The following is a 13,211-nucleotide window of genomic DNA, read 5'->3' as shown; positions in this document are numbered from 1 at the left end:
GAAATGTGCACGACCGATAGAGTTCGGCCATGCGCGATCTAGGGGTGGGGTTCACGTACCTCCTGAAGGGCCAGCGGTGGGTGGCCCGGCACGGCAAGCAGTACGGGTTCGGTCTCGTTCCCGGCCTGATCACACTGGTCCTCTACGCGGCGGCCCTGGTGGCGCTCGCGGTGTGGGGCGAGGACTTCGTCGGGTGGTCGACACCGTTCGCCGACGACTGGACGAGCCCCTGGCGCGGACTGTTCCGCGGCTTCCTCGTCGTCGTGCTGTTCGCCCTCGGCCTGCTGCTCGCCGTCCTCACCTTCACCGCGGTCACCCTGCTCATCGGGCAGCCGTTCTACGAGAGCCTCTCCGAGAAGGTCGACCGGGACGTCTCGCCCGACGGCACGGCCCCCGAGTCCGGACTGCCGCTCTGGCGCGAGCTGTGGATCTCCGCCCGCGACAGCCTCCGCATCCTCTGCCGCGCGCTGCTGTGGGCGGTACTGCTGTTCGCCCTCGGATTCGTCCCGGTCGTCGGGCAGACGGTGGTCCCGGTGATCGGCTTCTTCGTCACCGGCTTCTTCCTCACCGAGGAGCTCGTCGCCGTCGCGCTCCAGCGCCGGGGCGTGGACCTGCGGGCCCGGCTCGCCCTGCTCCGCTCCCGCAAGACCCTGATCTGGGGGTTCGGCACCCCTCTGGGGCTGGCCTTCCTGGTGCCGGTCGTCGCGGTGTTCCTGATGCCGGGCGCGGTCGCGGGCGCCACCCTGCTGGCGCGTGAACTGCTCGGCGAGGAGATCGCCGAGGGTGACCTGCCCGACGGGGCCGACACTCCGAAAGAGGAGAACGCCACCTCATGACCGAGCTGCTCGCCGTCGCGCTCATCACCGTGCTGGCCGTCATCGCCCCCGGCGCCGACTTCGCGATGATCGTCCGCAACAGCTACCTCTACGGCCGCCGTACGGGACTGCTCGCGGCGACCGGAGTCGCCGCGGGCGTCCTCGTCCACGTCACGTACACGATGCTCGGCGTGGGCCTGCTGATCGCGTCGTCCACGTTTCTCTTCACCGTGATCAAGCTGGTCGGCGCGGCGTACCTGATCTACATCGGCGTCCGTACCTTCCGCACCAAGGGCGAGGTCGAGGTCGACCTGACCGGCAAGACGGAACTGACCTCGCTCGCGGCCCTGCGCGCGGGGTTCCTGACCAACGTCCTCAACCCGAAGACGACCCTCTTCGTCGTCTCCACGTTCTCCCAGGTCGTCAGCCCCGGAACGCCGGTTCCCGAGCAGGTCGGCTATGGCCTGTTCATGTCGCTGGCGCATCTGCTCTGGTTCGGCGTGGTCGCCGTCTTCTTCTCCCACGACCGCATGCGCAACCTGATGCTGCGTGGCCAGAAGGTCCTCAACAAGGTCATCGGCTCGGTCCTGGCGGGCCTGGGCGTCAGCCTCGCGCTGGCGCCCTCGCACTGACCGGGCCACCAGGGCCGCGCGTCTACCGCCCGGCCGCCACGGCCACGGCCAGGATCGCCCGTACCTGGGCGACGATGTCCAGCCGGTTCCGCACGAACTCCGGATCGGTCACGTCCTGGGTGTTGCCCGCCGCGAACTGGAGGACCGGCGTGTGCACGTGCCCGCCCGGCAGGCCGTCGTGCAGCCCCAGCCGGTCGCGGAGCAGGGTGGCCCGGTAGGCGATCTCGTTGGAGAGGTAGTTCCCGCCGCCCCCGGCCCGTGCGGTCGACCCCGCCGTCGGCCCGTCCGGCCGGACGACCGGCTCGGTGCCGCCCGCAGGTATCTCGGTGACGCTCGTGTTGTCGTAGACCGGGAACCGGCCCGTGTCCGCCGCGACGATCGCCGCGTACGGCAGCGTCGTGGTCGTCCACTGCGGCTGCGCGGCGGGGTCGGTGACCGGGACCGTTTCCGTGCGGCCGATGTTCTCGTTGTCGGGGAAGCCGCCGCGCCAGGCCCCGTTGGTGCGCTCCACGTCGAAGCGGCCGACGCGGCCCTGGCTGACGGTGGCGAAGAGATCGACGTGCGGCAGATACGGCCGCAGGGCGCGTTCCACCGTCTGCTCCGCGAAGTCCCGCCAGCGCACCGGGAACACGGCGGTCTCGATCCGCGCCGGGCCGTCCGCGGTCGGGATCACCGTGCCGTCGAGAGCGAGCGCGGTCGCCCCCGAGGGGTTCGAGATCCGGATGTCCCGGTCCAGGGTGAACGGGTCGAATCCGGTGACCAGAACGCGCTTGAGGCCCTTGGCGCGGTGCGGAAGGCGCAGGTCGCCCTGTCCGCGCGAGCTGCGCTCCAAGGCGTCGAGCAGGGCGGCCCGTTGGCCGTCGGTGACCCCGAAGCCGGGCTGCCAGGTGCGCACTTCGCTCGTCATGCCGAGCCGCGCCCAGTACAGCGGCCGGTCGTCGTCCCGGCTGAGGTCCCCGCCGGCGGGGCCGCGACCCTGGACCCGGTCCACCGCCCGCCGCCACAGGGCGGCACCCTCGCGGGTGACGACCTGACGGGCCCGGGCGTAGGAGTGCGAGGCCTCCAACAGCCGGGCGAGACGCGGAGCCACCGCGTCGAACCCGGACCGGGCGAGGATCTCCTGGGGAACGGCCTGCGTCAGACGCTGTTCCTCGACCGTGGGGATGAGCGCCGCCTCGGAGGCCGCCCCGGGGGCGGCTGCGGTGGCGGCGGCGGTGGGAAAGGAGAGCCCGGCCGACAGGGCCAGAGCCAGAACGCCGACGCGAACGCGTAGGGAATGCGCGGAGTATGCGGGATGCACGGGGTGTCGGTCCTTCCGTCGCTGTGGGGGAGAGCGTGGGGTGGGACGGCGGAAGTATCCCGTGACGGAAGTGGTCTACGCCATGGCGCCGGGGATCGCCGTCGCCGCCTCCCGCAGTGCGCCGACGAACGCCTCCGCCGCCGGAGTGAGCGAGCGCCCCCGTTCCGTCGCCGCGTACACCGCCCGCGCCGGGGCGTCCTCGTCGAGCACCGGCAGCAGCACGACGTCCGGCCGTACGGACGAGGCGGCGAGCGCCGGGACCAGCGCGACGCCGAGACCCGCGGCCACATAGCCCTGCTTGGCGGTCCACTCGGCGACGACGTGCGCCACCCGCGGCCGGAAGCCCGCCCGCAGTGCCGCGTCGAGGAGGGTGCCCTCGGGCCGGGCGGAGCCGGACACCCAGTCGGCGTCGGCGAGTTCGCCCAGCCGCACCGGCCCACCGCGGCCCGCGAGGGGATGCGCGGCCGGGACGGCGACGTGGAGGGACTCGTCCAGGAGGTGACGCAGCGCGTACGACTCCAGCGCGGCGCGGCCCGTCGTGGACACCACCGCCACGTCGAGGTGTCCGGCGCCCAGCCGCTCCAGCAGCGCCGGGGTGAGCCCCTCCTCCCTCGTGACGCGCACACCGGGACAACGGGCCCGGAACGCGGCCAGGGCGCGCGGTACCAGCGCCGCGTCGGCCGTCGCGAACGCCCCGAACCGCAGCCGCCCGTCCGTGCCCTCCCGCAGCGCGGCCAGCTCGCGCCGCGCACCGTGCAGGGCCTCGGCCACGGACTCCGCGTACGGCACCAGCGCCCGCCCGGCCTCCGTCAGCCGCACCCCCCGGGGCAGCCGGTCGAAGAGCGGATCGCCGCCCAGGGCCGCCTCCAGCGAGGAGATCTGCCGGGACACCGCGGACTGGGTCCACCCCAGGGTCCGCGCGGCGACGGTGAACGAGCCGTGGCGGACCACCTCCAGAAACGCCCGCAGCCAGACGGTGGAGACCTCGGGCAGGGCCGTGTGATGCGGATCAGGCATGACCGCCATGCTGGACATTCGCTTGTCGCATCGCAAGTCCCGTCCTAGCTTCGGGACATGGAGATCACCCTCGACAACCCGGCCGGCGCCCCTCAGCCCCTGAGCCCCTACTACTCCCAGGTCGCCCGCGTCCGGCAGGCGGACGGCAGCGCCCTGTTGTTCCTCTCCGGACAGATCGCCGAGGGCGCCACGCTCGCCGAGCAGAGCCGGGGCGTCTTCGAGACGATCGACGCCCTGCTGAGGGCGCACGGAGCGGGTCTCGCGGACATCGTCAACATCCGGACCTACCTCACGGACATCGACGCGCTCCCCGAATACGGTGCCGTGCGACGGGAGTTCCTCACCGGCACCCCGCCGACCAGCACGACCTTCGAGGTGTCCCGGCTGTTCCGCCCCGAGGCGCGGATCGAGATCGAGGTGGTCGCGGCGGTCCCGGCGCCCTGAGCCGGGACCGCCGGGGCCTCCTCGCCCGGCGGTCGCGGGCGCGCTTCCGATTGGCTCGCGGGTCGCCGCGGGCAGGATGGAAGGGTTCGCGAACTTCAACGAGGAGGCGCCGCGATGGCGGAAGCGGAGACGGCCGTCGAGGAAGCCCTCGGCAGACTCGGGCTGGACGCCAAGACCCGGCTGCTGGCCGGCCAGGACAGATGGTCGCTGCCCGAGCTGCCGGAGATCGGCCTGAGGTCCCTCGTCATGTCCGACGGCCCCGTGGGCGTCCGCGGGGTGCGCTGGACCGCCGACGACCCGTCCGTCGCGCTGCCCTCACCGACCGCCCTCGCGGCCACCTGGGACCCGGAACTCGCCCACCGCGCCGGCGTCCTCCTGGCCCAGGAGGCCCGCCGCAAAGGCGTCCACGTCCTGCTCGCCCCCACGGTCAACCTGCACCGCTCCCCGCTCGGCGGCCGTCACTTCGAGGCCTACAGCGAGGATCCCCACCTGACGGGGGTGATCGGGGCGGGCTACGTGAACGGCGTCCAGTCGGGCGGTGTCGGCACCACCGTCAAGCACTTCGTCGCCAACGACGCCGAGACCGAACGCTTCACCGTGAACAACCTGGTCGGCGAACGCGCCCTGCGCGAGCTGTACCTGGCACCCTTCGAGGCCATCGTCGAGAACGCCCGCCCCTGGGGCGTCATGACCGCCTACAACACGGTCAACGGCACGACCATGACCGAACACCACCACCTCGTGAACGAGGTCCTGCGCGGCACCTGGGGCTTCGACGGCGTCAACGTCTCCGACTGGACGGCCGCCCGCGACACCGTGGGCGCGCTGAGGGGCGGCCTCGACGTCGCCATGCCCGGACCGCGGACCGTCTACGGCGAGGCCCTCGCGCAGGCGGTGCGCGACGGCCGGCTCGAGGAGTCCGAGGTCGACGAGGCCGTACGCCGCGTCCTGCGCCTGGCCGCCCGCGTCGGCGCCCTCGCGGACGCCGAACCGGCCGTCACCCGGCTGCCCGCCCCCGTCGACGGCGAGGCCCTGGCCCGCGAACTGGCCCGCCGCTCCTTCGTCCTGGTCCGCAACGAGGACGGCGCGCTGCCGCTCCGGCCCGGCACCGTCGCCCTCGCCGGCGCGGCCGCCCGCGACGCCCGGGTGCTCGGCGGCGGCTCCGCGACCGTCTTCCCGGCCCGCACGGTCTCCCCGCTCGACGGCCTCACCGCAGCGCTCCCCGAGGGCACCCTCGGCTACGCCGTCGGTGCCGACCCCGCCACCGAACTCGCCGTCGCCGACCAGGGCTTCGCGCTGCGGGCGGTCTGCCGCGACACCGCCGGAACCGTCATCGGCACCCGCTCCGCGCCGAGCGGCCAGATCCAGTGGACGGGTACGGACCTCCCCGAGGGCGTCACCCTCGACCGCGTCCACACGGTCGAACTGACCGGCACCTTCACCCCGCGCGAGAGCGGCCCGCACACCTTCGGCATCAAGGGCACGGGCGCCTTCTCGCTCACCGTCGCCGGGACGACGTACTACGACGACGTCCAGCCGCCCGCAGACGACAGCGACCCCTTCGCGGCGTTCTTCAACGCCCCGGTGCCCCGCGCCGAGGCCCGGCTGACCGCCGGTGAACCGGTCGAGGTCTCCCTCACCCACGTCTTCGCGCTGCCCGAGGGCGTCCCCTTCAAGGCCATCGCCTTCGCCCTGGCCCACCAGGAGCCGCGGCGCGACCCCGACGAGCTGATCGCCGAGGCGGCCGAGGCGGCGCGGGCCGCCGACACGGCCGTCGTCGTGGTCGCCACCACCGAACGCGTCGAGTCCGAGGGCTTCGACCGCAAGGATCTCCGCCTCCCCGGCCGGCAGGACGACCTGGTCCGTGCCGTCGCCGCCGCCAACCCGAACACCGTCGTCGTCGTCAACGCGGGCTCCCCGGTGGAGCTGCCGTGGCGCGAGGACGTCGCGGCCGTCCTGCTCACCTGGTTCCCCGGCCAGGAGGGCGGAGCGGCCCTGGCGGACGTCCTGACGGGAGCCCACGAACCCGGCGGCCGGCTCCCCACCACCTGGGGCTCCCTCGACGACGCCCCCGTCACCGAGGTCACCCCCGCCGACGGCGTGCTCGCCTACACCGAGGGCGTCTTCATCGGCTACCGCGCCTGGGAGAAGGCGCACCGCACCCCGGTGTACCCCTTCGGCCACGGCCTCGGCTACACCGACTGGACGTACGAGTCGGTCCACATCACGGGCTCCACGGTCACCGTGCGGATCCGCAACAGCGGCGCGCGGCCGGGGCGCGAGGTCGTGCAGGTCTACCTCGCCCCCACCGTGACGGCCCCGGCGCCCGAACGCCCGGCCCGCCGGCTGGCCGGTTTCGCCGGCGTCGAGGCGGGCCCGGGGGAGAGCGCCGAGGTCACCGTGGAGATCCCGGACCGGGCCTTCGAGGTGTGGGACGAGGCGGACCACCGGTGGTCCTTTGTGAAAGGTTCGTACGAAATCCAGGTGGGCCGCTCGATCGCCGACCGCAGGATCACCGCGACGATTAACGTGTGAACCGGCGCCCGTCGCCCCACCGACAGCCCCGGTCCGGGACCTGACCCCTGGACCGGGGCAACATCTTTTCCGGCGGGCCCTGCGCCGGGCGCGCCCCGCGGCCCCTACCGCACCGAGAAGCCGTACACCGTCTCCGACCGGTAGGCGGCGCCCGGCCGCAGCTCGGTGCTCGGGAACTCCGGCCGGTTCGGCGAGTCGGGGAAGTGCTGGGTCTCCAGCGCGACGCCCTCGCCGGGCTCGAAGGGCTCGCCCAGGTGGTCGGCGGTGTACAGCTGGAGCCCCGGCTCGGTGGTCGCCACCGTCAGCACCCGCCCGGACGCCGGATCGTGCAGCTCCGCCACCTCGACCGGGGTGTCCGTGACGCCCTTGTCGAGCACGAAGTTGTGGTCGTAGCCGGCGCCGACCTTGCGGGCCGTACGGAAGTCGAAGCGGCCGTCCGCCACCTGCGCGAGCTCGCCCGTCGGGATCAGGTCCGCGTCCACCGGGGTGTACCGGGAGGCGGCCAGCCGCAGTTCGTGTCCGCCCGCGCCGCCGCTGCCAGGACCGCCCAGGTTGAAGTAGCTGTGGTTGGTCAGGTTCACCACCGTCGGCGCGTCGGTGACCGCCTCGTACACGAACCGCAGCGCCCCCGCCGCGTCGAGCGTGTACGTCGCCGTGACCTCGAGGCGGCCCGGGAACCCCTCCTCGCCGTGCGGTGCGACCCGGCTGAGCCGCAGTCCGTGCTCGACCGGCCGGACGTCCCACACCCGCTTGTCGAAGCCGTGCGGGCCGCCGTGCAGGGAGTTCGGCGCGTTGTTCGGCTCCAGCGCGTACGTCACGCCGTCCAGCGGGAAGCGGGCGTGCGCGATCCGGTTGGCGTACCGCCCGATCAGCGCGCCGAGGAAGGGCTCCGGGTGCGCGAGATAGCCCTTCAGGTCCGCGAACCCCAACACCACGTTCGCCGCGCGCCCGTCCCGGTCGGGGACCTCGACGGACTGCACGATCCCGCCGTACGAAAGGACCCGCACCCGGGTGCCCGCCCGCTCCAGGGTCCAGCGGTGCACCTCAGTGCCGTCGGAAAGTGTTCCGAAGTGTTCGCTCATGAGCGAAACCCTAAATCACGAGGCCTTCGCGGTGACCCCCTGATAGGCCAGCTCAGCGAGCCGCGCCTGTCCGTCCTTGCTCGGGTGGAACCAGTCCCAGTGACTCAACTGGTCGGTTCCGAACCTGAAGTCGTATACCGCCCCGCCGTCGAACCGGCACCGCACGTCCTTCGCGCAGACCTCCGCCAGCACCGAGTTGTAGTCCTCCACCCGCTTCTGCACGGTCTCCCGCCGCGCGGTCGCCGCCGCGTCCAGCGCGTCCGCGTCACCCAGCATCGAGGGACACAGGCCCAGCTTCCACACCTGCTTGCCCAGCACGTTCGTCCGCCCCTGCGACCACAGCCGCTTCAGGTTCGGCACGCTCGTCACATACACCTGCGTCTTCGGCAGCGCGCGGCGCAGCGTGCTCAGCGCGTCCTGGAACTCCGCGCGGAAGTCGGCCACCGACGTCATCGCCGCCGTCGACTCCCGGCACGCGTCGTTCGCCCCCGCCATCACCGTCACCAACTGCGGTTTCTCGGCCGCCGCCTGTGCCATCTGAGCCGGCACGTCCGCCATCCGCGCCCCGGTCGACGCGTAGTTCCAGCTGTGCGTGGCCGCCTTCGCCGCGCCCAGCAGCCGGACCGCGAGACTGTTCACCTCGGTGCTGGCGCCGGTCGCCCAGGACACCTCGGGGCAGTCCGCGAGCACCGTACACGCGTCGAAGCCACGCGTGATGGAGTCGCCCACCGCCGCCACCGAGGACGGGCTGGAGTCCCACAACGGGGTCGGCGACGGCGACGGCCTCGCCTCCCCGGCCCGGGTGCCCGAGGATCCCTCGGCGTCGCCGCCCCCCAGTGCGTCACAGCCGGCCAGGCCCAGGACGGCCGCCGTCGTGCCCGCGAGCACGGCCCGCGCGTGCCGGTTCCGTTTCCGCATCCGCTGGTGTTCCCCTCGCTCCTCGAACAACGCCCCCCTATGACAACGCGCGGGAGTTCCCGGCGAATCACACCCACAAGATGGAACGCCTCACGCCCGCACAGGCGTCCTGCCGAGTGAATGGCGGGGGTTTCACGGCACTGGGACCGACGGTACGTCACACTCCTTGCGCCGCCGCACGGTAGCCTCGCCATCAACGCGGCTGCCTGCCACCGCAGCCATGCCGGCCTGCAAGACTGTCCCGCTCTGCCCGGAGGTCCCGGTGACGACACGTGGAGTTCTGTACGTGCACTCCGCGCCGCGCGCGCTGTGCCCGCACGTCGAGTGGGCCGTCGCCGGGGTGCTCGGCACGCGCGTCAACCTCGACTGGATCCGGCAGCCCGCCGCGCCCGGCACCTGGCGCTCGGAGTTCTCCTGGAAGGGCGAGGCCGGCACGGCGTCCAAGCTGGCCTCCGCGCTGCGCGGCTGGCACCTGCTGCGCTTCGAGGTCACCGCCGAGCCCTGCGCCACCGCCGAGGGCGAGCGCTACAGCTGCACGCCGGACCTGGGCATCTTCCACGCCGTCACCGGCATCCACGGCGACATCCTCATCCCGGAGGACCGGCTGCGCGCCGCACTGGTGCGCAGTCAGCGCGGCGAGACGGACCTGGAGGCCGAACTCTCCAAGCTCCTCGGCAAGCCGTGGGACGACGAACTGGAGCCGTTCAGATACGCGGGCGAGGGCGCCCCGGTGCGCTGGCTGCACCAGGTGGTCTGATCCCCGTACGACACGAAGGGCCCCCGCCTCTGGAGGCGGGGGCCCTTCGCTCTGTTCGAGCGCTGCTCGGAACCGTTCTCAGACCGTACGGAACGCCAGCACCACGTTGTGCCCACCGAACCCGAACGAGTCGTTCAGGGCGGCGATACGGCCCTCCACGGGCAGCTTGCGCGCCTCGCCCCGCACGATGTCCGCGTTGGCCTCGGCCTCGGGGTCGAGGTTCTCGACGTTGATGGTCGGCGGAGCGACCCGGTGGTACAGCGCGAGGACCGTCGCGACGGACTCCACGCCACCCGCGCCACCCAGCAGATGACCGGTCATCGACTTGGTCGCCGAGACCGCCATGTGGTCGGTGTCGTCACCGAACACCTTGCGCAGCGCCTTCAGTTCGGCCACGTCACCGGCCGGCGTCGAGGTGGCGTGCGCGTTGACGTGCACGATCTCCGCCGGGTTCAGGTCGGTGCTGTCCAGCAGGTTCTGCAGTGCGTGCGCGATACCGCGGCCCTCGGGCTCCGGCTGCACGATGTCGTGGGCGTCGGAGGAGATGCCCTGACCGACCGCCTCCGCGTACACCCGGGCCCCGCGCTGCGCGGCGTGCTCGGCGGACTCCAGGACGATCACGCCGGCCCCCTCGCCCATGACGAAACCGTCGCGGGCGACGTCGTAGGGACGCGAGGCGCCCTGCGGGTCGTCGTTGTTCTTGGACATCGCCATCATGTTGCCGAACGCGGCGATGGGCAGCGGGTGGATCGCCGCCTCCGTACCGCCGGCGACCACGATGTCGGCGCGGCCCGTACGGATCATCTCGATGGCGTAGCCGATGGCCTCCGCGCCCGACGCGCACGCCGAGACCGGCGTGTGCACGCCCGCGCGGGCGCCCACGAGCAGACCCACGTTGGCGGAGGGGCTGTTCGGCATCAGCATGGGCACGGTGTGCGGGGAGACGCGGCGGACGCCCTTCTCCTTCAGCACGTCGTACTGGTCGAGCAGGGTGGTGACGCCGCCGATGCCGGAGGCGATGACCGCGCCGAGCCGGTCGGGGTCGACGTCGCCCTCGCTGCCGTCCTCACCGGCCTTGCCGGAGAAACCGGCGTCCTTCCAGGCTTCCTGGGCCGCGATCAGCGCGAACTGCGCCGAGCGGTCCAGCTTGCGGGCCTGCGGCCGCGGGAGGACCTCGAGAGGCTCCACCGCGACGCGGGCCGCGATACGGACGGCCTGCTCGGCCGCCCACTCATGCTCCAGGACCTTGACACCGGACTTGCCGGCGACCAGACCCTCCCAGGTAGAGGCTGCGTCGCCACCCAGCGGTGTGGTTGCGCCGATACCGGTGACGACCACGGTGCGATTGGTCGGGCTCACGGATTCTTTCTCCAACGTTACGAGGATTCAGCGGCGCCACCGCCGGGTGGCGGGGCAGTTCAGCCCAGGGGGCCGATGGATCAGGCCTGGTTCTTGAGGATGTAGTTCGTCGCGTCGCCGACGGTCTTGAGGTTCTTGACGTCCTCGTCCGGGATCTTGACCTCGAAGCGCTCCTCGGCGGCGACGACGACCTCGACCATGGACAGCGAGTCGACGTCCAGGTCGTCGGTGAAGGACTTGTCCAGCTGGACGTCCTCAACCGGGATGCCGGCGATCTCGTTCACGATGTCGGCGAGACCGGCGACGATCTCTTCCTGAGTGGCGGCCATTTGGCGCTCCTTCTTTGATATTCCAGAGGGTGTGGCATGGGGTGTCTCCCGCGCCGGACCGGTTGATCCGGCACGGAGTGCCTAGGGGAGGGTAACGACAGTGGCGGCGTAGACGAGACCCGCCCCGAATCCGATGACGAGCGCGGTGTCGCCGCTCTTCGCCTCGCCGGTCGCCAGAAGCCGCTCCATCGCGAGCGGAATCGAGGCGGCCGAGGTGTTGCCGGTGGTGCGTACGTCACGGGCGACCATGACGGACTGCGGCAGCTTGAGAGTCTTCACCATCGAGTCGATGATCCGCTCGTTGGCCTGGTGCGGGATGAAGACGTCGAGTTCTTCGGCGGTGATGCCGGCGGCGTCCAGCGCCTCCTTGGCGACCTTCGCCATCTCGAAGACGGCCCAGCGGAAGACCGCCTGGCCCTCCTGCGTGATCGCGGGGAACCTGGCGACCTCGCCGTCGCGGTAGTCGGTCCACGGCACGGTCTGCTTGATGGTCTCCGACTTGTCGCCCTCGGAGCCCCAGACCGTCGGGCCGATCGCCGGCTCCTTCGACGGGCCGACCACGACCGCGCCCGCGCCGTCGCCGAACAGGAAGGCCGTCGCGCGGTCCTCCAGGTCGGTCAGGTCGGACAGCCGCTCGACACCGATCACGAGCACGTACTCGGCGGAACCTTCCACCACCATGCCCTTGGCGAGGGTCAGGCCGTAGCCGAAGCCCGCGCAGCCGGCCGAGATGTCGAAGGCGGCGGCCTTGTTCGTGCCGAGCTTGTCGGCGATCTCGGTGGCGACGGCCGGCGTCTGCTTGAAGTGCGAGACGGTCGACACGACCACCGCGCCGATCTGCTCGGCGGTGATCCCGGCGTCGGCGATGGCCTTGCCGGACGCCTCGACGGACATGGCGGCGACGGTCTCCTCGTCGTTCGCCCAGTGCCGGGTCTCGATGCCGGAACGCGAGCGGATCCACTCGTCGGACGAGTCGATCGTCTCGAGGATCACCTCGTTGGGCACGACCCGGACGGGCCGGTAACCGCCGACCCCGAGGATCCGGGCGTACGGGGAGCCCTTGCTGGGCTTGATCTTCGCCATCAGGGCTCCTCAGGCGACGCCGTGCTCGGCGATGAGCTCGCGAGCGGCGTCGAGGTCGTCGGGGGTCTTCAGCGCCAGCGTCTTCACGCCGGGCAGGGCGCGCTTGGCGAGGCCGACCAGGGTGCCACCCGGTGAGACCTCGATCAGCGCGGTCGCGCCGAGCTCCTTGAAGGTCTCCATGCACAGGTCCCAGCGGACCGGGTTGGCGACCTGGCCGACCAGCCGCTCCAGGATCTCGGCGCCGGTGGCGACCGACTGCCCGTCGCGGTTGGAGACGTAAGCGATCTTCGGATCGGCCGGCGTGAGCTCCACGGCGGCCTTGGCGAGGGTTTCCACGGCGGGCGCCATGTGGCGCGTGTGGAAGGCGCCGGCGACCTTCAGCGGGACGACCTTGCGGACGCCCTCGGGCTTGTCCTCGTTCAGCGCGGCGAGCTGCTCCAGCGTGCCCGCCGCGACGATCTGGCCCGCGCCGTTGATGTTCGCCGGGGTCAGCCCCAGCTTCTCCAGGTGCGCGACGGAGACCTCCGGGTCGCCGCCGAGCAGCGCGGACATACCGGTCTCGGTGATCGCGGCGGCGGCGGCCATGGCCAGGCCGCGCTTGCGGACGAGGGTCAGCGCGGCGGTGTCGTCGAGGACTCCGGCGAAGGTCGCGGCGGTGATCTCGCCGACGCTGTGGCCGGCGACGGCGCCGGGCGCGATGTCCGCCAGGTCGCCGAGCGCCGCGGCGGACAGGATTCCGGCGGCCACCAGCAGCGGCTGGGCCACCGAGGTGTCACGGATCTCGTCCGCGTCGGCCTGGGTGCCGTAGTGGGCGAGGTCCAGGCCGATGACGTCCGACCACGCGGCGACGCGGGCGGCGGCACCGGGCAGTTCGAGCCAAGGGGTCAGGAAGCCGGGCGTCTGGGCGCCCTGGCCGGGAGCGACGAGTACGAGCACTCTC

General features: G+C 72.2%; 13 protein-coding genes. 5 read left to right on the top strand and 8 right to left on the bottom strand.

What is annotated here, in order from left to right; translation table 11 throughout:
• Window positions 1-29: 29 nt before the first annotated feature.
• Both ASD48_RS03555 and ASD48_RS03550 read left to right on the top strand, forming a co-directional pair.
• Window positions 30-836, top strand: a complete 807-nt coding sequence (locus ASD48_RS03555) for an EI24 domain-containing protein (RefSeq protein WP_057599863.1) — start codon at window positions 30-32, stop codon at window positions 834-836.
• Window positions 833-1,447, top strand: coding sequence for a LysE family transporter (locus ASD48_RS03550; RefSeq protein ID WP_057599862.1), 615 nt, complete (start codon window positions 833-835; stop codon window positions 1,445-1,447). Before ASD48_RS03555 ends, ASD48_RS03550 begins: the two co-directional genes overlap by 4 nt.
• Before the next feature lie 22 nt (window positions 1,448-1,469).
• Here the strand turns inward: ASD48_RS03550 and ASD48_RS03545 are convergent, their stop codons facing one another.
• A complete protein-coding gene (locus ASD48_RS03545; RefSeq protein ID WP_057599861.1) occupies window positions 1,470-2,747 on the bottom strand; it encodes a hypothetical protein in 1,278 nt (425 codons plus the stop codon).
• A gap of 75 nt (window positions 2,748-2,822) precedes the next feature.
• Window positions 2,823-3,773 carry a LysR family transcriptional regulator gene (locus ASD48_RS03540; protein ID WP_079073683.1) on the bottom strand — a complete coding sequence of 317 codons (951 nt, stop codon included), beginning with the start codon at window positions 3,771-3,773 and terminating at the stop codon, window positions 2,823-2,825.
• A gap of 48 nt (window positions 3,774-3,821) precedes the next feature.
• On the opposite strand from ASD48_RS03540, the gene ASD48_RS03535 reads away from it, so the two are divergent.
• Together ASD48_RS03535 and ASD48_RS03530 are read left to right on the top strand one after the other, a co-directional pair.
• A complete protein-coding gene (locus ASD48_RS03535) occupies window positions 3,822-4,208 on the top strand; it encodes a RidA family protein (RefSeq protein ID WP_057599860.1) in 387 nt (128 codons plus the stop codon).
• 114 nt (window positions 4,209-4,322) lie between these two features.
• Window positions 4,323-6,743: a glycoside hydrolase family 3 C-terminal domain-containing protein gene (locus tag ASD48_RS03530; RefSeq protein ID WP_057599859.1), complete on the top strand. Its 2,421-nt coding sequence runs from the start codon at window positions 4,323-4,325 to the stop codon at window positions 6,741-6,743.
• A 104-nt stretch (window positions 6,744-6,847) separates the two neighbouring features.
• Here the strand turns inward: ASD48_RS03530 and ASD48_RS03525 are convergent, their stop codons facing one another.
• Both ASD48_RS03525 and ASD48_RS03520 read right to left on the bottom strand, forming a co-directional pair.
• Window positions 6,848-7,825 (bottom strand): aldose epimerase family protein, encoded by a 978-nt coding sequence (locus ASD48_RS03525; RefSeq protein WP_057599858.1) that lies wholly within the window; start codon window positions 7,823-7,825, stop codon window positions 6,848-6,850.
• A gap of 15 nt (window positions 7,826-7,840) precedes the next feature.
• Window positions 7,841-8,743, bottom strand: coding sequence for an SGNH/GDSL hydrolase family protein (locus ASD48_RS03520; RefSeq protein WP_057599857.1), 903 nt, complete (start codon window positions 8,741-8,743; stop codon window positions 7,841-7,843).
• Between the two features lie 262 nt (window positions 8,744-9,005).
• On the opposite strand from ASD48_RS03520, the gene ASD48_RS03515 reads away from it, so the two are divergent.
• Window positions 9,006-9,500 (top strand): DUF3145 domain-containing protein, encoded by a 495-nt coding sequence (locus ASD48_RS03515; protein WP_057599856.1) that lies wholly within the window; start codon window positions 9,006-9,008, stop codon window positions 9,498-9,500.
• A 78-nt stretch (window positions 9,501-9,578) separates the two neighbouring features.
• Here the strand turns inward: ASD48_RS03515 and fabF are convergent, their stop codons facing one another.
• From fabF to ASD48_RS03495, 4 genes are all read right to left on the bottom strand, one after another.
• Window positions 9,579-10,859, bottom strand: coding sequence for a beta-ketoacyl-ACP synthase II (fabF, locus tag ASD48_RS03510; protein WP_057599855.1), 1,281 nt, complete (start codon window positions 10,857-10,859; stop codon window positions 9,579-9,581).
• Window positions 10,860-10,939: 80 nt separating this feature from the next.
• Window positions 10,940-11,188, bottom strand: coding sequence for an acyl carrier protein (locus ASD48_RS03505; RefSeq protein ID WP_020126931.1), 249 nt, complete (start codon window positions 11,186-11,188; stop codon window positions 10,940-10,942).
• Window positions 11,189-11,269: 81 nt separating this feature from the next.
• Window positions 11,270-12,271, bottom strand: coding sequence for a ketoacyl-ACP synthase III (locus ASD48_RS03500; protein ID WP_057599854.1), 1,002 nt, complete (start codon window positions 12,269-12,271; stop codon window positions 11,270-11,272).
• Between the two features lie 9 nt (window positions 12,272-12,280).
• Window positions 12,281-13,207, bottom strand: a complete 927-nt coding sequence (locus ASD48_RS03495) for an ACP S-malonyltransferase (protein ID WP_057599853.1) — start codon at window positions 13,205-13,207, stop codon at window positions 12,281-12,283.
• Window positions 13,208-13,211 lie beyond the last annotated feature (4 nt).

The sequence above is a fragment of the Streptomyces sp. Root1310 genome, from assembly GCF_001426425.1.
Taxonomy (GTDB): domain Bacteria; phylum Actinomycetota; class Actinomycetes; order Streptomycetales; family Streptomycetaceae; genus Streptomyces.
Note: the sequence above shows the minus strand (reverse complement) of the source record. Positions and strands in the feature narration are given on the sequence as shown.